Origin of the sequence: Pseudomonas migulae NBRC 103157 (genome assembly GCF_002091715.1) — a bacterium.
GTDB classification, from domain to species: Bacteria; Pseudomonadota; Gammaproteobacteria; order Pseudomonadales; family Pseudomonadaceae; genus Aquipseudomonas; species Aquipseudomonas migulae_A.
This window is the reverse complement of record NZ_BDAG01000065.1, coordinates 1-18,522: the sequence shown is the minus strand read 5'-3', so window position 1 is coordinate 18,522 and position 18,522 is coordinate 1. Positions and strand designations below refer to the sequence as shown.

The 18,522-nt window shown below is 60.4% G+C and carries 19 protein-coding genes; 11 read left to right on the top strand and 8 right to left on the bottom strand.

Annotated features, from left to right (window positions below):
- The coding region (locus PMI01S_RS29495; RefSeq protein ID WP_084323705.1) for a LysR family transcriptional regulator at positions 1 to 882 on the bottom strand (882 nt) is incomplete at its 3' end.
- Between the two features lie 159 nt (positions 883 to 1,041).
- On the opposite strand from PMI01S_RS29495, the gene ampC reads away from it, so the two are divergent.
- Positions 1,042 to 2,208, top strand: a complete 1,167-nt coding sequence (gene ampC / locus PMI01S_RS29490; protein WP_235864438.1) for a class C beta-lactamase — start codon at positions 1,042 to 1,044, stop codon at positions 2,206 to 2,208.
- A 116-nt stretch (positions 2,209 to 2,324) separates the two neighbouring features.
- Here the strand turns inward: ampC and PMI01S_RS29485 are convergent, their stop codons facing one another.
- Entirely contained in the window at positions 2,325 to 2,873 is a 549-nt protein-coding gene (locus PMI01S_RS29485; RefSeq protein ID WP_084323703.1) for a DUF4174 domain-containing protein, read from the bottom strand.
- Between the two features lie 181 nt (positions 2,874 to 3,054).
- Here PMI01S_RS29485 and PMI01S_RS29480 point away from each other — a divergent pair, with 181 nt between their 5' ends.
- Positions 3,055 to 3,423 carry a VOC family protein gene (locus PMI01S_RS29480; protein WP_084323702.1) on the top strand — a complete coding sequence of 123 codons (369 nt, stop codon included), beginning with the start codon at positions 3,055 to 3,057 and terminating at the stop codon, positions 3,421 to 3,423.
- Between the two features lie 19 nt (positions 3,424 to 3,442).
- On the opposite strand, the gene PMI01S_RS29475 is transcribed toward PMI01S_RS29480, so the two are convergent.
- Both PMI01S_RS29475 and PMI01S_RS29470 read right to left on the bottom strand, forming a co-directional pair.
- A complete protein-coding gene (locus PMI01S_RS29475) occupies positions 3,443 to 4,228 on the bottom strand; it encodes a sulfite exporter TauE/SafE family protein (protein ID WP_084323701.1) in 786 nt (261 codons plus the stop codon).
- 149 nt (positions 4,229 to 4,377) lie between these two features.
- Positions 4,378 to 5,127, bottom strand: coding sequence for a hypothetical protein (locus tag PMI01S_RS29470; RefSeq protein WP_084323700.1), 750 nt, complete (start codon positions 5,125 to 5,127; stop codon positions 4,378 to 4,380).
- Positions 5,128 to 5,380: 253 nt separating this feature from the next.
- Here PMI01S_RS29470 and PMI01S_RS29465 point away from each other — a divergent pair, with 253 nt between their 5' ends.
- The 3 genes from PMI01S_RS29465 to PMI01S_RS29455 all read left to right on the top strand — a co-directional run bounded on the left by PMI01S_RS29465 (position 5,381) and on the right by PMI01S_RS29455 (position 8,045).
- Entirely contained in the window at positions 5,381 to 6,529 is a 1,149-nt protein-coding gene (locus tag PMI01S_RS29465) for an aldose epimerase family protein (RefSeq protein ID WP_084323699.1), read from the top strand.
- Positions 6,530 to 6,723: 194 nt separating this feature from the next.
- Entirely contained in the window at positions 6,724 to 7,545 is an 822-nt protein-coding gene (locus PMI01S_RS29460) for an aldo/keto reductase (RefSeq protein ID WP_084323698.1), read from the top strand.
- Between the two features lie 29 nt (positions 7,546 to 7,574).
- Positions 7,575 to 8,045 (top strand): DUF1810 domain-containing protein, encoded by a 471-nt coding sequence (locus tag PMI01S_RS29455; RefSeq protein ID WP_084323697.1) that lies wholly within the window; start codon positions 7,575 to 7,577, stop codon positions 8,043 to 8,045.
- Here the strand turns inward: PMI01S_RS29455 and PMI01S_RS29450 are convergent.
- Complete coding sequence (locus PMI01S_RS29450; protein ID WP_167362934.1) at positions 8,010 to 10,370, bottom strand: DNA polymerase II; 2,361 nt, start codon at positions 10,368 to 10,370, stop codon at positions 8,010 to 8,012. The two genes, PMI01S_RS29455 and PMI01S_RS29450, sit on opposite strands and share 36 nt — an antisense overlap.
- Before the next feature lie 321 nt (positions 10,371 to 10,691).
- Between PMI01S_RS29450 and PMI01S_RS29445 the strand changes: the two genes are divergently transcribed.
- Positions 10,692 to 11,132, top strand: coding sequence for a CBS domain-containing protein (locus tag PMI01S_RS29445; protein ID WP_084323695.1), 441 nt, complete (start codon positions 10,692 to 10,694; stop codon positions 11,130 to 11,132).
- Positions 11,133 to 11,172: 40 nt separating this feature from the next.
- Here the strand turns inward: PMI01S_RS29445 and PMI01S_RS29440 are convergent, their stop codons facing one another.
- Positions 11,173 to 11,796 carry a glutathione S-transferase gene (locus PMI01S_RS29440; RefSeq protein WP_084323693.1) on the bottom strand — a complete coding sequence of 208 codons (624 nt, stop codon included), beginning with the start codon at positions 11,794 to 11,796 and terminating at the stop codon, positions 11,173 to 11,175.
- 156 nt (positions 11,797 to 11,952) lie between these two features.
- On the opposite strand from PMI01S_RS29440, the gene PMI01S_RS29435 reads away from it, so the two are divergent.
- The 4 genes from PMI01S_RS29435 to PMI01S_RS29420 all read left to right on the top strand — a co-directional run bounded on the left by PMI01S_RS29435 (position 11,953) and on the right by PMI01S_RS29420 (position 14,377).
- Entirely contained in the window at positions 11,953 to 12,474 is a 522-nt protein-coding gene (locus tag PMI01S_RS29435) for a DUF3455 domain-containing protein (protein ID WP_084323691.1), read from the top strand.
- Between the two features lie 114 nt (positions 12,475 to 12,588).
- Positions 12,589 to 13,110, top strand: coding sequence for a sigma-70 family RNA polymerase sigma factor (locus PMI01S_RS29430; RefSeq protein WP_090473978.1), 522 nt, complete (start codon positions 12,589 to 12,591; stop codon positions 13,108 to 13,110).
- Positions 13,107 to 13,826 (top strand): anti-sigma factor, encoded by a 720-nt coding sequence (locus PMI01S_RS29425; RefSeq protein ID WP_084323687.1) that lies wholly within the window; start codon positions 13,107 to 13,109, stop codon positions 13,824 to 13,826. The genes PMI01S_RS29430 and PMI01S_RS29425 overlap by 4 nt, the downstream gene beginning before the upstream one ends.
- A gap of 149 nt (positions 13,827 to 13,975) precedes the next feature.
- The gene (locus PMI01S_RS29420) at positions 13,976 to 14,377 is read left to right on the top strand and encodes a hypothetical protein (RefSeq protein ID WP_008030819.1); all 402 of its coding nucleotides are present in this window, start codon (positions 13,976 to 13,978) and stop codon (positions 14,375 to 14,377) included.
- Positions 14,378 to 14,462: 85 nt separating this feature from the next.
- Here PMI01S_RS29420 and PMI01S_RS29415 read toward each other — a convergent pair whose 3' ends face one another.
- Positions 14,463 to 15,557 carry a DUF1615 domain-containing protein gene (locus tag PMI01S_RS29415; protein WP_084323685.1) on the bottom strand — a complete coding sequence of 365 codons (1,095 nt, stop codon included), beginning with the start codon at positions 15,555 to 15,557 and terminating at the stop codon, positions 14,463 to 14,465.
- A 194-nt stretch (positions 15,558 to 15,751) separates the two neighbouring features.
- Here PMI01S_RS29415 and PMI01S_RS29410 point away from each other — a divergent pair, with 194 nt between their 5' ends.
- Positions 15,752 to 17,284, top strand: coding sequence for an FAD-dependent oxidoreductase (locus PMI01S_RS29410; RefSeq protein WP_084323683.1), 1,533 nt, complete (start codon positions 15,752 to 15,754; stop codon positions 17,282 to 17,284).
- A gap of 120 nt (positions 17,285 to 17,404) precedes the next feature.
- On the opposite strand, the gene hemB is transcribed toward PMI01S_RS29410, so the two are convergent.
- The gene (hemB, locus tag PMI01S_RS29405) at positions 17,405 to 18,379 is read right to left on the bottom strand and encodes a porphobilinogen synthase (RefSeq protein ID WP_084323681.1); all 975 of its coding nucleotides are present in this window, start codon (positions 18,377 to 18,379) and stop codon (positions 17,405 to 17,407) included.
- Positions 18,380 to 18,522: the final 143 nt, after the last annotated feature.

Below are 18,522 nucleotides of genomic sequence, written 5' to 3'. Positions count from 1 at the left end.
TAAACGGTGTTCATGCGCCGTTTGCAGCAGCCACCCCTTGAACGCGGCCATCGCCGACGTTTCGGGTCGCGACTGCAAGCGGGTCAGCCAATAGCTGCCGGTGGTGATGCCGATCGCGAACGGTTGCTCGATGGCACCTGTTGCCAGTTGTCGGGCGAACATCAGCGGTGGCGCCAAAGCCACGCCCATTCCTTGCAGCGCCGCCTCCATCATCGCCAGCGAGGAATCGAAGACGATGCTCCGGGGCGGCGCGGCATAGGCAGGAAGGCCGGTGGCCTGAAACCATTCGGGCCACTCATCGGTGCGGTAGGAACGCAGCAACGTCTGCTGCAGCAGATCGGCCGATGTGTGCAGTTGCCGGGCAATCTCGGGAACGCACAACACCGACAACGGCGCCTCGATCAAGCGCACCGCTTCAATCCCGTGCCACGCCCCCGCTCCAAAGCGAATGGCGTAATCCAGCCCTTCAGCCGCCACGTCCACCCGATTGTTGTGGGTCGACAGGCGCAAATCTATGAACGGATGTTTCGCCCGGAAGTCGGCCAAGCGCGGCAACAACCAACCCACCGCAAACGTTCCCACCGCGCCCACCGACAGCACTTCGCGAAAATGCCCGCCCTCGAAACGCTCGAGGGTTTCGGCGATGCGGTCGAAGGACTCGCGCAGCACCGGCAACAACGTCTCCCCTTCACTGGTCAGCATCAAGCCGCGAGGCAAGCGTTTGAACAGCGTGACGTTGAGCTGGGCTTCCAGGCTTTTGACCTGATGGCTCACCGCAGCCTGCGTGACGCACAATTCAACCGCCGCCCGTGTGAAACTCAGGTGGCGTGCAGAAGCCTCGAAGGCGCGCAGTGCGTTAAGCGGTAATTGCGGGCGGATCATGCCAACTCCCTAATTTTTCTAATGGCTCAGCCGAAAATTTGTCGTTTGTCGAGCACCAGCAGAATGACTAGATTTGGCACGCCTATCGGCGGCCCGATTTATAAACCGCTCGGAGTGTAGCGGGTTTAATCATCAAATCTTATGGACAGCGGCTCAATCATGCATAACTTAAAAATCGGCAAGGTCTTATCCTGCAGCGCTTTCGGACTGCTCCTGGGTGCTGGCTACTGCGTTGCCGGAAGTCAGACTGACGCGCAGATCGAAGCGGTAGTGAAAGCTGCGGTTGTCCCGGTCATGCAGCAACAGAACATTCCCGGCGTGGCCATCGCGATCACGGTGGATGGCCAGCCGCATTACTTTAACTACGGCGTTGCCTCGAAGAAAACCGGAACGGCTGTCACCGAAGACACCCTGTTCGAGATCGGCTCGGTGAGCAAAACCTATACCGCCACCCTCGCCGCCTACGCCCAGTCCAGCGGAAAACTGTCCCTGTCCGACACGGCCAGCCACATCCTGCCTGAGTTGCGGGGCAGCGCATTCGATCGCGTCAGCGTGCTGCAACTGGGCACGTACACCGCCGGTGGCCTGCCGCTGCAATTCCCGAGCGATGCCGATGCGCCGGACAAAATGCTCGGCTATTTCAAACAGTGGAAACCGGTCTACGCCGCCGGTAGCCATCGGCAGTATTCGAACCCGAGCCTGGGGTTGTTCGGTTATCTCGCGGCCCACAGCATGGGCCAGCCATTTGATGCACTGATGGAAAAAACCGTGCTGCCGAAACTCGGGTTGCAGCACACTTTCCTGAAGGTACCGCCCACCCAAATGGCGCTTTACGCTCAGGGTTACACCAAGGATGACAAGCCTGTGAGGGTTGAGCCGGGGGCACTGGATTCAGAGGCGTATGGCGTAAAAACCAGCGCCTCGGATCTGCTTCGCTACGTCGAAGCGAACATGAAGCCGTCGGGCCTTGAAGCGCCGATGCAGCAAGCCATCGCCGCGACGCATACCGGCTACTACACGGTTGGCGACATGACCCAAGGCCTGGGCTGGGAGCGCTACACCTACCCGATCAGCCTCGACAAACTGCTCGCTGGCAACTCATCGCAGATGGCGATGGAGGCGCATAAAGTCCAATGGCTCAACCCGCCGCAACCTCAACCGGCCAATGTGCTGTTCAATAAAACAGGCTCAACCGGTGGCTTCGGTGCTTACGTGGCGTATGTACCGTCGAAGGGTATCGGCATCGTAATCCTGGCCAATAAAAACTACCCGAACCCGGAGCGGATCAAGATCGCGCACTCGATTCTGAGCGCGTTGGCTCAATAGCCTGGAACCGCACCTCTGTAGCAGGGGCTCGCTCCTTCAGGGGGTAAGCGGTGTAAACAAAAATGGGCGACCTGTTGAGGTCGCCCATTTTCGTTAGCGCGTGTCCATCGCTGTGTTCAATCGTCAGGCATTTCCGGTGGCTTGGCGGGCTTCGCCGGCTTGCCCGGTTTCGTTCCCTTGGCGCCCTTGACCGGTTCGGCTTCAGTGACCGGCGGCGGCGTGGGCACCGTGGCTTCTTTCTCGGCCGGCGGTAACTCGTCGACGGTTTTGAAAATCGTCTTCAGATCAACCGCATCCGATTGCTCGAGTTTCTTTTCGCCGTCCTTGCCGACCAGAATCACCTTGGTCTTCGCCCCGGCTCCCAACTTGAGCGAACGGATCAGCGCCGCCGTGTCTTGTGGTCCCAGGTCTTTGCCTTCGCGCTGGCCCATCAGGTTGAGCACGGTGTACAGGACCAGGTTGCGGTCGGTGAACTCTTTGCGATTGGCCGGCTCATCCAGCGACTTTTTCAGGCTGACCCACGTCGGATCGACCGTGCTCGGAGCAATGACAATCAGCGGCCGGGACCTGCCCTTGTCCATGTCCAGCGGTGAGTCGCCATCGGCGGCGAGCAAGGGGCCGGCAATCGCCAGCAGGGTTGTCAGGGTCAATGACCTGATGAGCATGCGCATCTCCTTTTGATATCCACGCTCTAATGATTGCGCATCGCGGCGATCGTTCCGGGTGACGCACCGCAATTGTGTCTCGCCTTGACCCAAGCTTAGGTCAGGGCGGTCATTGCGCAACAGGCTGGACTAATCTCATGGTTCATAAACAAACCACCTGATCCGCCGTGAGGATTTCTCGATGAGCGCTCAGCTGAACCACACCATCGTTTGGTGTCGCGACAAGCAGACATCGGCCAACTACCTGACAGAACTCCTCGGCCTGCCCGCCCCCGAGCCCTTCGGGCCGATGCTGATTGTCAGGTTCGACAACGGCGTGTCGCTGGATTACTACGACAATGACCCGCCGATAGCCTCCCAGCACTATGCGTTCCTGATCGGCGACGACGATTTCGATGCGGCCTTCGCGCGCCTGCAAGCCAGGAAGCAACCGTGGTGGGCTGATCCGGGTAAGCAGCACCCCGAAGAGATCAATGATTATGGGGGTGGAAGGCGTGTGTATTTCGATGACCCGGACGGGCATCTGCTGGAGATTTTCACCCGTGAATGACTGAGGCCAGAGGCAACCATCAGAACGCCAGTTTGTAGCCGATCAGCACCAGCATCGTGGCCAGGCAAGGTCGCAACACTTCATCGGAGATACGGCCCGTCAGGTGACTGCCCAGGTAAATCCCCGGCAACGAACCGACCAGCAAGTAGCCCAGCACATGCCAATCCATGTTGCCCATGCTCGCGTGGCCAAGACCGGCGACCAGGGTCAGCGGCACGGCGTGGGCGATTTCCGTGCCGACCAGACGGCGGGTCGGTAGCAGCGGATAGAGGATGAACAACGCCACGGTGCCCAGGGCGCCTGCGCCAATGGAGGTCAGGGCGACCATGGTGCCAAGGATCAGGCCGGTGATCACAGTCAGCACATTCAAGCGCTGGCCGCTTGGGTTGTACTCGCCGCCCGCTCGTTTGTGGGCAAAGTCGAGCAAGCGTTTCTTGAAGAAAATCGCCAGTGCCGTGGCAAACAGCACAAAACCCAGTGCCTGTTTGATGACGGCGTTCATCGCATCCGGGGAGGTTTGCAAACTGCTCAGGAACCACAGCGTCAGCGCCACCGCCGGCACACTGCCGAGGGTCAGCCAACCGGTAATCGCCCAGTCGATGTTCTTGTTCTTGCGATGCACCAGCACGCCGCTGGATTTGGTAATCGCGGCGTACAGCAGGTCCGTACCCACCGCTGTCGCCGGATTGATGCCGAACCATAGCAGGATCGGCGTCATCAGCGAGCCGCCGCCCACGCCGGTCATGCCGACAATGAACCCCACCACCAAACCTGCCACAACCAAACCGAAGTTAACGAAATCCATTAACACGCCCACTGAAAACGCATGAAAAAACTGGCCAGCAGCATAGCGATTTTTCTTATAACTACTTATATCGATAGGGTCTATCGTTATTCCTTCTGCCCACACGCGGACCGTGTAGGAACCGAGTTTGCTCGGCTCCTACAGAGGACTCACTGCACAGGCAGGAAATTGAGAAACAGCAGACTCTGCGCGTAATTCAGGCCGATCCGCCGGTAGCGCTCGTCCAGCATCTGGGTCAGCAGGTCCAGGCGCGCGACGATCTTGCCGAACTCCACGGCGAAACTCAGGTTACTGCCCTCCTCCGAGATCTCGTTGGAGAACAGCAAGGGGTCGCCGTTCTTGTTCTGCCGCTGGCTGAGGATCCAGGTGGCTTTCTCGATGTTGCGCGCGGCGTTGTTGACGAAGGTCGGGTTGATCGCATCGGTCATGTAGAACTCCAGCCGATTGCCGTGAGCGGTGACCAGCATGCTGCCGATGGCATAGATAAAGGCACCGACCCGGTCGCCGAGGAATTCCGGACTCATGGCGTAACTCAGCGCCGCCAGATCTTTCTTGCCCCCCAGGGTCGGCAGCGGCTGTTGTTGCTCAATGGCCATGCGCACCTGTTTGCCTGCGGTGCGAGCGTCGAGGAAACCGGATTTCTTCAGCTCCTGTGGGTTGCGCAGGTAGAGCTTGCTCATCAGCAGGTAGAGGCTGTCGAGGTTGTCGCGCATCGCCAGGGTGGCCATGCGGTCGACGCTGGTCTGGAGGAATTCCTGGGGCCGGCCCTCGCGAAACTGGCTGACGATGTCCCGGCCTTGTTGCTGGCTGCACCCGGTCGTGAACAGCGTCGACAGGACAGCGAGCAGCAGGCAGTGGCGGCGGATGTACACAGCGATGAGGGGTAAAACTCGGGCCATGGGGGCTTGGACTTGGACATGGGCCGGCAGAGGGGATCGCCGCAGGCTGGCAAGGGATAGAGCCGTGGATTGCGAAAAAGTGCAGTGCCGGCAGTCCGTCAACCTGAGCAGTTCTTTATTCCATTCGCAAATTAGTAATACTTTATTAGTGCAACTCCATAAATATCAGCTATAAATCCTTCCTTGTTCGCCACACAAAGCGACAATTAGTATGACTACTTTGCAAAAAACAACAAAAAAAGGAAGGTAAACCATGCTTCAATCCCGACAACCCTATTACGTCCTCGGACTGTCCCTGATGATCGCCACACTCACCGCCCAGGCCGCCGGCCTGTCCAGCGAACACAAAGCGTTCGGCAAAACCAGCGACGGCACGCCCGTCGAGCAATACGTGTTGCGTAACAGCCACGGCATGCAAGCTACCGTGATCACTTACGGTGCGACGCTGCAATCGCTTGAAGTGCCGGACAAGAACGGCAAGGTGGCGGACGTAGTGCTCGGCTTCGATGACGTGCAGGGCTATCAGAGCGGCACGGCCTACTTCGGCGCGACCATCGGACGTTTCGGCAATCGCCTCGCCAATGGCGCCTTCGAACTCGACGGCAAGCGCTATCAGGTGCCGCAAAATGACCACTCGAATTCACTGCACGGTGGCCCGCAAGGCTTTGATAAACACGTGTGGAAAGCCGAGCCGGCCAAAAGCAAGGACTCGGTGGGCGTGACCCTGACCTACCTGTCGGCGGACGGCGAAATGGGCTTTCCCGGCAACCTGAAAACCGAGGTCACCTACAGCCTCAACGAGAACAACGAGCTGCGCATCGAGTACAAGGCCTCCACCGATAAGCCCACGGTGCTGAACCTGACCAACCACAGCTATTTCAACCTGGCGGGCGCCGGTAACGGTGACGTGTTGCAACAGATCGCGACCTTGCACGCCAGCCACTACACACCGGTCAACGGCAAGTTGATACCGACCGGCGAACTGGCACCAGTCGCCGGCACACCTATGGACTTCACCCGACCCACCGCCATCGGTAAACACATCAAGGCCGATCATCCACAGCTGAAATTCGCCGAGCCGAAACAGGGCGGTTTTGACTTCAACTGGGTACTGGATGCCAAGGGCGATCCGCGCAAGCTCGCCGCCGATGTCAGCGACCCGCAGTCCGGGCGCCGCTTGCAGCTCTACACCACCGAACCCGGCGTGCAGTTCTATACCAGCAACTTCCTCGACGGCACGGTCAAGGGCAAGGCCGGCAAAACTTATGCGCATTGGAGCGCGTTCACCCTGGAAACCCAGCACTACCCGGATGCGCCAAACCAGCCAGACTTCCCGTCCACACGCCTGGATCCGGGCAAGACGTATACCCAGAGCACCGTGCTGAAATTCTCCGCTCAGTAACCCCTGTCACCTGTAGCAACTGCCGGCCCGCGAGGCCGCGTTCGAGGACGAAGTCCGCGATAAATCCAGCGCTTGCGAGGACTGCGCCAGCGCACGCGGTCTCGCGAGCCCGGCAGTAGCGACACGTGCGGGGAACCCATGGGCTATTCTGCTGCCAACCGAAGTATCGACCGAATGACATTAAGGAGATTTTCATGCGGACCCTCGAACTGGCCGGTGTCGACGTACCCGTCATTGGCCAGGGCACCTGGCGCATGGGTGAAGATCACGCTCGACATGCTGAAGAAGTCGCGGCGCTGCGCCTGGGCATCGAACTGGGCATGACCCTGATCGACACCGCCGAGATGTATGGCGAAGGGGGCGCCGAGGAAGTGGTGGGCGAAGCGATTGCCGGCCTGCGCGATAAGGTGTTTCTCGTCAGCAAGGTCTATCCGCATAACGCCAGCCGCAAAGGCATCCCCCAGGCCTGCGAGCGCAGCCTGCGCCGCTTGAACACCGACTACATCGACGTGTACCTGTTGCACTGGCGCGGCCAGTATCCGCTTGAAGAAACCGTCGACGCCTTCGAACGCTTGCGCGCAGACGGCAAGATCGGCCGTTGGGGTGTGTCCAATTTCGATGTGGATGACCTGGAGGAACTGGCCTCCCCGGCGTGCGCCACCAATCAAGTGCTCTATAACCTTGAAGAACGCGGCATAGAATTTGATTTACTGCCCTGGAGCCAACAGCATCGGCAGCCATTGATGGCGTACTGTCCCATCGGTCAGGGCGGGACGTTGCTGGCCCACCCGACACTCAACCGGGTGGCCACCCGTCACGGCGTGACACCGGCGCAGGTAGCGCTGGCATGGATTCTGCGACAGGATGGTGTTATCGCCATTCCCAAAGCGGTTCGGCCTGAACACGTGCATCTGAATGCACAAGCCGCGCAATTACGGCTTGAGGCCGGGGATCTGGAGGCGCTGGACCAAGCGTTTCGCGCGCCACAACGCAAACAGCGACTGGCCATGGTCTGAGCCATCGCGGTTTTGTCAGAGGGCTTCTCATGAGAAGCACCGATCAGCTCGACGTCTTCAACCTGCAGCGCTTTATCCAGGCGCAGGACCCGGTGTTCGAGCGAGTGAAAAACGAACTCGGCACAGGACGAAAGCGCAGTCACTGGATGTGGTTCATCTTTCCGCAATTCATCGGCCTGGGTGGCAGCGAAATGTCGCAACGATATGCCATTCACTCGAGCGAAGAGGCCTCAGCCTATCTGGAACATGCATTGCTGGGGTCCCGACTGCGAACTTGCGCACAATTGGTGCTGAACATCCCGCAGCGTTCCATCGCGGAGATTTTTGGCCATCCGGACGACCTGAAATTCCATTCGTCGATGACCCTGTTCGCCCAGATCGCCCCGGATAACAGCCTGTTTCAACAAGCGCTGGACCAGTATTTCCACGGAATCCCGGACGCGTGGACGTTAACCCTGCTGGACTCAAAACAGGCCCAACTGCCCCCCAATCAGGGTTGAGAAATCGTCGTCCACGAACGGCAGGATCGCATCGGCCACCGGTTGCAGTTGCCGCGTGACGTAATGGTCGTAATCGATGGGCGCACTGCGAATCTCCAGCGGCTCGGGCCCGGCGACGGTGATCACGTAACTGATCCAGCCGCCATTCTGGTATTGCCGCGGCCGACCCTGCCGATCGTTGTAGTCGTCGGCGATCCGCGCCGCGCGAACGTGTGGCGGCACGTTGCGCTCATAGTCGTCCAGGGTGCGGCGCAGGCGCTTGCGGTAGATCAGGCGATCGTCGAACTCGCCCGCCAGGGTTTTGCGCACGTACTCGCGCACATAATCCTGATACGGCTGGCGATGGAATATCCGCGTGTACAGCTCTTGCTGGAACTGCCGGGCCAGCAGCGACCAGTCGGTGCGCACGGTTTCCAGCCCCTTGTAGACCATCTCGTCTGTGCCGTCGTCACGTGTGACCAGCCCGGCATAACGCTTCTTGCTGCCCTCTTCGGCGCCACGAATGGTCGGCATCAGAAAGCGCTTGTAGTGGGTTTCGAACTGCAGCTCCAGCGCGCTTTCAAGCCCATATTCCTGTTGGACATGCTCGCGCCACCACTGGTTGACGTGGTCCACCAGCGCGCGGCCGATTTGCGCCGCTTCCTGCTGACCGTGGGCCCGGCGCAGCCAGACGAATGTCGAGTCGGTGTCGCCGTAGATCACCGTGTGCCCCTGGGCTTCGATCAGTTGTCGGGTGCGCAGCATGATTTCGTGGCCGCGCAAGGTGATCGACGAGGCCAGACGCGTATCGAAGAAGCGGCAGCCGCTGGAACCGAGCACGCCGTAGAAAGCGTTCATGATGATTTTCAGCGCCTGGGACAGCGGCGCGTTGTGTTCGCGCTTGGCGGTTTCGCGGCCTTCGGCGACCCGGGCGACGATGGCCGGCAGGCAATGCCGGGCCCTGGAAAAACGCGCACCGCGGAAACCCGGTACGGACTCGCTGTCGTCAGGATGGCGCAAGCCTTCGATCAACCCGACCGGGTCGATGAGGAAGGTACGAATGATCGACGGATAGAGGCTTTTGTAGTCGAGCACCAGCACCGATTCGTACAGGCCCGGCTGCGAGTCCATGACAAATCCGCCGGGGCTGGCCTGCGCCGGTTTGGTGCCGAGGTTGGGCGCGACGAAGCCCTGACGGTGCATCAATGGCATGTACAGGTGGGTGAACGCCGCCACCGAACCACCGCTGCGATCCGCCGGCAACCCGGTGACGCTGGCCCGCTCAAGCAGGAACGTGAGCAATTGGGTTTTGGCAAAAATCCGCGTGACCAGTTCGCAGTCCTTGAGGTTGTAGGTGGCCAGGGCCGGTTTGTCCTCGGCGAACATGCGGTTGATTTCGTCCATGCGCTGGTACGGCGTACTGATCGCCTTGCCTTCGCCGAGCAGGGTTTGCGCGACGTTTTCCAGGCTGAACGAAGGAAAACTCCAGGTCGCCGAGCGCAGGGATTCAATGCCATCGATGATCAATCGCCCGGCGGCCGAGGCAAAATAATGGTTGCGACTGCCGTGTTCGCGCCACTGCATTTCTTCGCCGCCCCGCCCCAGTTTCAGCGGCACCGCCAGCCGGCGTGCGTGTTCGTGCAGCACGCGCAAATCGAACTGCACGACGTTCCAGCCGATGATCGCGTCCGGGTCGTGGCGGGCGAACCATTCGTTGAGTTTTTTCAGCAGCAGGGTTCGGGAATCGCAGTATTCGAGTTGGAAATCCACCGCGCTGTCGTCGCCATTCGGTGGGCCGAGCATGTAGACCTGGCGCTCGCCGCAACCTTCCAGGGCGATGGAATACAGATCACCTTGCGCGGTGGTTTCGATGTCCAGGGACACCAGCCTGAGCGTTGGACGATAGTCGGGATCGGGCTTCATCTGCGCATCGAGCAGCAGGCCGTCGGCATTCGGTGTACCACCGAAGATCACGGGCGCCGTGATGAAACGCTCCATCATGTAGCGTTCCGGTGGGCGCACGTCGGCCTCGAACATCTCGACGCCGGCCTTGCGCAGCGCGGTCTCCAGACGCATCAGTTGCCCGTGTTGCTGGCAATACAGACCGAGCACCGGGCGATGCTCGAAATCCTGAAGGGCCAGGGGTTTGAGCTCGACGTTTTTTTCGCCGTGCAACAGCGCTTCGGCCTGCTCGCGCTGTTCAGCCGGAATGAACGCCACCGACGGTTGATGAGGCAGGCGGATGCGCCGGGGACCGGTCTCGGTCGCCAGCCAGAACTCGACTTCCGTACCGGCCGGGGTATCGCGCCAATGCCGGGTCAGGACGAAGCCCCGCTGTAAATCCACCACTGCAACCTCAAATCCGATTCAGATGGTGATTCTACGCGGCATTCCCGCCAATAGCAGTGAACGCCTGGATGGATGAGCTCTTGTAGGAGTTGGCTTGCCAGCGATAGCGCCCGTTCAAACGATAAATAGGTCGTCTGACCCACCGCTATCGCTGGCAAGCCAGCTCCTACAGGTCGGTGGTGTGTCCGAAAATGTGAGGTTTATCGAAGAAAAACAGCTGAATGACGTTTTTTGCGCGTTATCTGCCGCTTTCTGCCTTGCCCTCAGCGCTTGCGTCTACGATTCTTCAAGAACAACGACAACACCCGAGAAGCCATCATGAAAACCGTCGCCCAACTGCTCAAGTTGAAAGATCAGAAAAATCAGGAAGTGCACCAGATCAAGCCCGATCACATGGTGCTGGAAGCGCTGATGAAGATGGCCGAGAAGAATGTCGGTGCCTTGCTGGTGGTAGAGAATGACCAAGTGCTGGGCATCATCAGTGAACGCGACTACGCGCGCAAACTGGTGCTGCATGGTCGCTCTTCGGTCGGCACGCCGGTGCGCGACATCATGGTGTCGCCGGTAATCACCGTGGACACCCATCAAACCGTCGACACGTGCCTGGGCATCATGTCCGACAGACGTCTGCGCCACCTGCCGGTGGTGGAGAACGGCAAGCTGATCGGGTTGCTGTCGATCGGCGACCTGGTCAAGGAAGCCATTGCGGAGCAGGCTGAACTGATTCGTCAGTTGGAGCAGTACATTCGCGGCGAATAACTCCAGACACTGCCCGCTCCCACATTTTGATCAGCGGTGTTCAGGATGGCCAATGCCGCGCAAAGACCGGTGCCAGCGTCGGGTGCCGGTCAATCCTCTCCAGCCAGGCGAAAAACCCCGGTCGGGCGCTGCGCAAATGTTCCCGGCTACCCGCCCAGCGCGTGATCACCGCCGCCAACACATCCAGCGCTCCCGGCGCCTCATCCCCCAGATACAACTCGCCCGAGAACTGATCGGCGAACACCTCCCAACTCCAGTGCAATCGCTCGCGGGCACCCGCCACGAGGTTGTCCCTGGAGGGCTTATCCGCCACGGCCAACCAGCGTTCGGGATAGTCGATGATGCCGATCGCTGCATAACAATTGCTGACGATGTACACCAGGCCACGGATCGCCTGATCGCGCTCGGCGGCGTTATCCGGCAGCAGTTTCGACTTGGGAAACGTGAGCCCGAGATGAATAAGGATCGCCGCACTTTCGGTCAGAACGCTGCCGTCGGGCAACTGCAAGGTCGGGATCTGCTTGAGCGGGTTGAGCTTCTCCAGGGCGTGGGCCGCCTCCGTGGAAACCTCGACGTCGATGAAGCGGTAAGGAATCTCGCAGAGCTCCAGCGCGGCTTCGATGGCGGCGGCACCGGAGTTCTGGTGTCCATAGAGCTGGTACATAAACACCTCCATTGCGTGTTCTCTTTGTAGCAGGTGACGCTGGCCGTGCCTGAAAATTTCTTTTTCAGGCGTGCATCCAAATCGCTTTCCGACGGGTAGTACCTGTAGCAGCTCCTTTTGCTGCATGACGGAATACTCATTAGCGGAGAGATTTTCATGAATGCCAGACAGCTGATTTGCCTTGCCGGTTTACTCGCCACCGTCCCTGCGGCCCTGGCCCAGACCAGTCTGCCCGACAGCATCAAGGTGCCGGACGGGCACAAGGTCGCCCTGGAAACCACCGGGGTCGGCGAGATCACTTACGAATGCCGCGACAAGGCCAACGCCGCCGGGCAGACCGAATGGTTCTTCGTCGGCCCCAAAGCGGTGCTCAATGATCGCAGCGGCAAGCAGGTCGGTACCTATTTCGGACCACCGGCGACCTGGCAAGCGAAGGACGGCTCGAAAGTCACCGGCACCCAGCTGGCCGTCGCGCCATCGAGCCCGGGCAACCTGCCCTATCAACTGGTCAAGGCCAACCCGGCCGAAGGCAAAGGCGCGATGAGCGGTGTCAGTTACATCCAGCGCGTGGCACTCAAGGGCGGCGTCGCGCCAAGCGCCGAATGCACGACGGCCAACAAGGGCAAGCAGGAAGTGGTGAAGTACCAGGCGGATTACATTTTCTGGGCGGCCAGCTAAACCCCGGCCCGATGCAATCTTCTGTTGGAGCGAACTTGCTCGCTCCAACAGGGGTCCTGATTGTTTGCTAGATTGCATTCGGACTGCCCCACATAACGGCTGAGATCTGTGTCCTTGCCCGAACCCATTTTCGACTATGAAGCCCGTCTTGCCGCCTGTGGCCGGGGCGAGCGTCAAGCCCTGCGGGATTTGTACGTGCAGGAAAGCCCACGGCTGCTCGGCGTGGCCAAACGCCTGGTGCGCGACACCGCGCTGGCCGAAGACATCGTCCACGATGCGTTCCTCAAGATCTGGGCCGGTGCCGCCGGTTTCGACCCGACGCGGGGATCGGCGCGGGGCTGGATGTACAGCGTAACCCGGCATCTGGCGCTCAATTTCATCCGCGACAACAGCCGCGAGATCCAGGGCGATACCGACGTGCAAAACGACGCTGAAACCTTCGATGCCGACGTGCACTCATCACGTATTCATCGGTGCCTGGAACAGCTTGAACCCTCAAGGCGCATTTGCATCCTGCATGCCTACGTCGACGGTTATTCCCACGCGCAGATTTCACACAAACTCGGCACCCCGCTGGGCACCGTCAAAGCCTGGATCAAACGGAGCCTGACGGCCTTGCGGGAGTGCATGGGATGACCACCCGACCTGTGGATGAAACCCCGGACGAACGTGACGAACTGGCCAGCGAATATGTGCTGGGCACGCTCTCGGCCGAACGGCGCACCGAGGTTCAACAACGCCTGAACGACGACGCCGAACTGCGCACGGCGGTCGATGCCTGGGAACGTCGCTTGCTGGGCCTGACCGACCTCGCCGAGCCCGAAAACCCATCGCACCTCCTGTGGCAACGCATCGAGCGCAGTGTCAACGCGTTGAACCGACAGCCAGTCACGCCAACGGCCGAGCGGTCATCCTGGTGGAATCTTTTGCCGCTCTGGCGCGGGCTCGCCGGGGCGGGGCTGGCGGCGACGTTGCTGCTCGGTGCGTTGCTGCTGACCCAAGCCACGGTCAAACCGACGTATATGGTGGTGCTGGTCGCGCCGCAGGACAAAGCGCCGGGTTGGGTGATTCAAGCCAGCAACCGCCGGGAGATCCAGTTGATTCCGCTGGGAGTGGCAGAGGTTCCGGCGGACAAGGCGCTGGAGTTCTGGACCAAGGCCGAAGGCTGGCAAGGACCGGTCTCGCTGGGGCTGGTCAAACCGGGACAAACCCTGTCGGTGCCCCTGGACAAACTGCCGCCGCTGGAACCGAACCAACTGTTCGAACTGACCCTGGAAAACCCCAGCGGCTCGCCAATCGGCAAACCGACCGGGCCGATTCAGTTCATTGGGCGGGCGGTGAAAGTCATCTGATTGCCGCCGCCGATCACCGCCACACAGGACAAGCCATCCGATTCATCACTGCCGTCGATGTTCACCATCACGTCAATGAAGTTCTCTTAAAAACTCCGGGGCGTAACATCGCCTCCATACCAACCAATAACACCCCGGAGCACACGATCATGAAACGCCAACTCTTCCTCAGCATCGCTTTCTCGGTTTTTGCAGTTAACGCTTTTGCCGCTTCTTCTGCTCACCCGGTTGTCGCTGAGGGAGGGTCGGATCGTCTGATTGAAAGCCGTGTGGCTGAGGGTGGTTCGGATCGTCTGATCGAAAATCGCGTTGCTGAAGGTGGCTCGGATCGTCTGATCGAAAACCGCGTCGCTGAAGGCGGCTCGGATCGTCTGATCGAAAACCGCGTGGCTGAAGGCGGCTCGGATCGTCTGATCGAAAACCGCGTGGCCGAAGGTGGCTCTGATCGTCTGATCGAAAACCGCGTCGCTGAAGGTGGCTCCGACCGTCTGATCGAAAACCGCGTTGCCGAAGGTGGCTCCGACCGTCTGATCGAAAGCCGTGCAGTGTGAATGAATGGCTGTACCGCAAGACTCGACAAAAAAACCCGGTCTCATCAACCTGATGAAGCCGGGTTTTGCGCTTTTTTGAAACCGGTCACTTCCCCGCCCGCGCCATGCAGCGCTGATAACGTTCATCAACCCGTTTTGCAAACCACGCGGTGGTGAGTTTGCGGGTGATTTTCGGGCTCTGCAGGACGATCCCCGGCAATACCGCACGCGGCAATGAACGGCCTTCGGCTTGTTCGGCCAGCTCGAAGACCCGTTGATACAACCGGGTGTCCTCAAACTCGAGGCTGTTGCCCTTCTCCAGTTGATCCCTGATGGTCGGGTTGCGCATGTCCAGGCGCTTGCCGAGGGCGCGCACGGCCAGTTCCGTGGTGCCGGGCATGATCGAGCCGTAGCGCACCAGATCGCCGTCCAGCGCCAGCGGGATGCCCGAAGCACGGCTCACAGCGTTCTGAAACGCGGCATTGCGGCTTGCGTACCAGCCAGCGTTGAAATCGGCGAAGCGGTACAGCGGCTGCTTGTAGCTCACCGGATAACCGAGCAAGTGAGCGATGCCGAAATACATGCCGCCGCGACGGCTGAACACTTCATGCCGAATCGTACTGCCCACCGGGTAGGGATAATTCCGGGCCTGTTGTTCGGCGAAGTCGATGCTCACCTGCATCGGGCCACCGGTGTGCACCGGGTTGAAGCCGCCGAACAGCGTTCGCCCCATGGGCACCATGCCGATGAAGTCATCGAAGATCGCGCTGAGCTCCTTTTCGCTGCGCGCGGCATTCAAGCGATCGCTGTAGCTTTTGCCGTTACTTGAACTCACCTTCAACGCCCCGCTCACCAGCAGGCCGGGGATGTGGGCTTTCGCGGCACGCCGGTCGATTTCATCCCGGGCGATCTCGCCCAGGCCCGGCACCGACGGATCAACCTGGAAAGTCGATTCCTGCTCGGTGACGGCCAGCACGGAACACAGGTTCTGCGTGGAGGGATAAATGTTCTGCGCGGCAAAGGCAGCGTAAATGTCCGTGGCCCAGCCTTGGCGGTCCGCGGTCTTGGCCGGCAGCAGGCGAACGATCTCGGCCTTGACCTCGGCAGGTGGTCGGGCCGGGGCTTCCTCGCTGCGCTGCGTTGCGCACCCGGCAAGAATCAACAGCGCCGCGACGCTCATGATCAATCGATTGGCTTGCATACTGCTCCATCAAATCCGTTGGGCCGGGGTAACCATACGATCAATCCCATGACGCAGGCTATGACTGTGCCGGCGACACACTGTTCCCTCCACAGACACGCCGCTCCTGCAGGGCCTTTTTCCGTTGGGCAGTCTGTCTGACGGCCCTCCTCGCCTGAACCATACTTGAGCCAAACGCCGGGGAGGACAGGCGCATGAACCGTAGCGACGTACTGATCATCGGTGCCGGCCCCACCGGGCTGGTGCTCGCACTGTGGCTGAGCAAACTGGGGATCCGCGTGCGGATTCTCGACAAGACATCGGCACCCGGCACCACTTCACGAGCGCTGGCGGTGCAGGCGCGGACGCTGGAGTTGTATCACCAACTCGACCTCAGTGACGCCGTGATACAGAAGGGACATCGCGTGGCGGCGGCCAACTTCTGGGTCAAGGGCGAACCGGTGGCCCGCTTGCCGTTGAGCCGGGTCGGCGAGGGTTTGACGCCTTATGCGTTCCTCGAAATATTTCCTCAGGACGAGCACGAGCGATTGCTGATAGAACGCCTGGAAGCCTTTGGTATCCAGGTCGAACGCAACACCGAGCTGGAGAGCTTCGAGGAAACCGGCGACGGCATCACCGCACGTCTGCGCTTGCCCGACGGTCAACAGGAAACCTGTCAGGCTTGCTACCTCGCCGGATGCGACGGCGCCCGCTCGATCGTGCGCAAAACCCTCGACACCGGATTTCCCGGCGGCACCTACCAGCAGATCTTCTATGTGGCGGACGTGCAGGCCAGCGGGCCGACGTTCAATGGCGAACTCCACGTGGATCTTGATGAAGCGGACTTTCTCGCGGTGTTTCCGTTGGCCGGCGAAGGCCGCGCGCGGCTGATCGGAACGGTGCGCGACGAACGCGCCGAGCAGGCTGAAACCCTGCAGTTTGAAGACGTCAGCAGCCGGGCCATCGAGCATCTGAAGGTGCAGATCGAACAGGTGAACTGGTTCTCGACCTACCGCGTGCATCATCGTGTGGCCGATCACTTTCGCAGCGGCCGGGCCTTTCTATTGGGCGACGCGGCCCACGTCCACAGCCCCGCAGGCGGCCAGGGCATGAACACCGGGATTGGCGATGCCATCAACCTCGCGTGGAAACTCGCCGCCGTGTTGAGCGGCGGTGCCGCGCCGCATCTGCTCGACACCTATGAAACCGAGCGCATCGCGTTTGCCCGCAAACTGGTCGCCACCACCGACCGGGTGTTCAGCTTCGTCACCGCCGAAGGGCGCATTGCCGATTTGCTGCGCATGCGTCTGGCGCCATTCCTGTTGCCGAAAATGGCTTCATTCGAGACCTCCCGCGAGTTCCTGTTCCGCACGGTGTCACAGATCACCCTCAATTATCGCGGGATGCCATTGAGCATCGGCGTTGCCGGACACGTGCATGGCGGCGACCGGCTGCCTTGGGCGCACGATGGTGAAGGGGATAATTTCAGGTCGCTGAAGTGCCAGAGCTGGCAGGTACACGTGTACGGCGACACCAGCGACGAAATGATCGCCTGGTGCCACGAACATCACTTGCCGTTGCATGTGTTTGGCTGGCGGCCGGCGTTTGAAGCGGCAGGCCTGGGGCGTAACGGATTTTATCTGTTGCGGCCGGATACCTATGTGGCGATTGCCGAGACGTGCTCGGACCCGAAAGTGATCGAGCGGTATTTCCGCGATCGCGGTATACGGCCGTTTTTCGGCTCCTGAGTGCGCCGCAATTCCTGTAGGAGCAAGCTTGCTCGCGATGAGGCCGGACCCTCCAGCCTCTCTGGTGACTGACCTACCGCTATCGCCAGCAAGCCGGCTCCTACAGGTTTTGTGTATTTTTCAGATCCCGGCCAAGGCCAGGTCCATCGCGAAGTAGGTAAAGATCAAATCCGCCCCCGCCCGCTTGATCGCCCCAAGGCTCTCGCGTACCACGCGGTCTTCATCGATCGCCCCGGCCTGTGCGCCGAACTTGATCATCGCGTACTCGCCACTCACCTGATAGGCCGACAGCGGCAGGCGCGAGACTTCGCGGATGTCGCGGATGATGTCCAGGTACGCGCCGGCCGGTTTGACCATCAGCGCGTCGGCGCCTTCCTGTTCGTCCATCAGCGATTCACGCACCGCTTCGCGGCGGTTCATCGGGTTCATCTGATAGCTTTTGCGGTCGCCCTTGAGCGCGCTGCCGCCGGCTTCACGGAACGGGCCGTAGAGCGCCGAGGCAAATTTGGTCGAGTAGGCCATGATCGCGGTCTGGGTGAATCCGGCGTCATCCAGCGCCCGGCGAATCGCCTGGACCTGCCCGTCCATGGCCGCCGACGGCGCAATCACATCAGCACCGGCACGGGCTGCCGCGACGGCTTGCTTGCCGAGGTTGATCAGGGTCTGATCGTTGTCGACTTCGTGGTTGTGCAGCACGCCGCAGTGACCGTGGCTGGTGTATTCACAGAAGCAGGTGTCGGACATCACGATCATTTCGGGCACTGCGTCTTTGGCGATGCGCGACATGCGCGAGACCAGGCCGTTGTCGCTCCAGGTGTCGCTGCCGTTGCTGTCCAGGTGATGCGACACACCGAAGGTCATCACCGACTTGATCCCGGCCCGGGCATAACGCTCGATCTCGCCGGCCAGTTTCGATTCCGGTATACGCATCACGCCGGGCATGCTCTTGATCGGCACAAAGTCGTCGATTTCTTCCTCGACGAAAATCGGCAGCACCAGGTCGTTCAGGGTGAACTCGGTTTCCTGGAACAGGCTGCGCAGGCTCGCATTGCGGCGCAGACGGCGTGGACGTGCTTCGGGGAACTGACTGGACATGGGGGGTTCCTGAAATCGGAGGACGAGACGAAAGTAGTAAGGGGGCGAAAGCTTATGCCCTGTGCGCTGTCAGTTACAAACCTTAGCGGAGTAAAAACCCTTACCGCTTCGGCAACAATTCCCGCACCCACCACAAAACACAT

Bases quoted from the DNA above. Each gene is read 5' to 3' on its own strand.
- PMI01S_RS29445 (WP_084323695.1), top strand. From the start codon at position 10,692: ATGAAAACCGTCGCCCAACTGCTCAAGTTGAAAGATCAGAAAAATCAG.
- PMI01S_RS29475 (WP_084323701.1), bottom strand. From the start codon at position 4,228: ATGGATTTCGTTAACTTCGGTTTGGTTGTGGCAGGTTTGGTGGTGGGG.
- PMI01S_RS29480 (WP_084323702.1), top strand. From the start codon at position 3,055: ATGAGCGCTCAGCTGAACCACACCATCGTTTGGTGTCGCGACAAGCAG.
- PMI01S_RS29460 (WP_084323698.1), top strand. From the start codon at position 6,724: ATGCGGACCCTCGAACTGGCCGGTGTCGACGTACCCGTCATTGGCCAG.
- hemB (WP_084323681.1), bottom strand. From the start codon at position 18,379: ATGTCCAGTCAGTTCCCCGAAGCACGTCCACGCCGTCTGCGCCGCAAT.
- PMI01S_RS29440 (WP_084323693.1), bottom strand. From the start codon at position 11,796: ATGTACCAGCTCTATGGACACCAGAACTCCGGTGCCGCCGCCATCGAA.
- PMI01S_RS29470 (WP_084323700.1), bottom strand. From the start codon at position 5,127: ATGGCCCGAGTTTTACCCCTCATCGCTGTGTACATCCGCCGCCACTGC.
- PMI01S_RS29410 (WP_084323683.1), top strand. From the start codon at position 15,752: ATGAACCGTAGCGACGTACTGATCATCGGTGCCGGCCCCACCGGGCTG.
- PMI01S_RS29485 (WP_084323703.1), bottom strand. From the start codon at position 2,873: ATGCTCATCAGGTCATTGACCCTGACAACCCTGCTGGCGATTGCCGGC.
- PMI01S_RS29465 (WP_084323699.1), top strand. From the start codon at position 5,381: ATGCTTCAATCCCGACAACCCTATTACGTCCTCGGACTGTCCCTGATG.
- PMI01S_RS29415 (WP_084323685.1), bottom strand. From the start codon at position 15,557: ATGCAAGCCAATCGATTGATCATGAGCGTCGCGGCGCTGTTGATTCTT.
- PMI01S_RS29425 (WP_084323687.1), top strand. From the start codon at position 13,107: ATGACCACCCGACCTGTGGATGAAACCCCGGACGAACGTGACGAACTG.
- ampC (WP_235864438.1), top strand. From the start codon at position 1,042: ATGCATAACTTAAAAATCGGCAAGGTCTTATCCTGCAGCGCTTTCGGA.
- PMI01S_RS29420 (WP_008030819.1), top strand. From the start codon at position 13,976: ATGAAACGCCAACTCTTCCTCAGCATCGCTTTCTCGGTTTTTGCAGTT.
- PMI01S_RS29455 (WP_084323697.1), top strand. From the start codon at position 7,575: ATGAGAAGCACCGATCAGCTCGACGTCTTCAACCTGCAGCGCTTTATC.
- PMI01S_RS29435 (WP_084323691.1), top strand. From the start codon at position 11,953: ATGAATGCCAGACAGCTGATTTGCCTTGCCGGTTTACTCGCCACCGTC.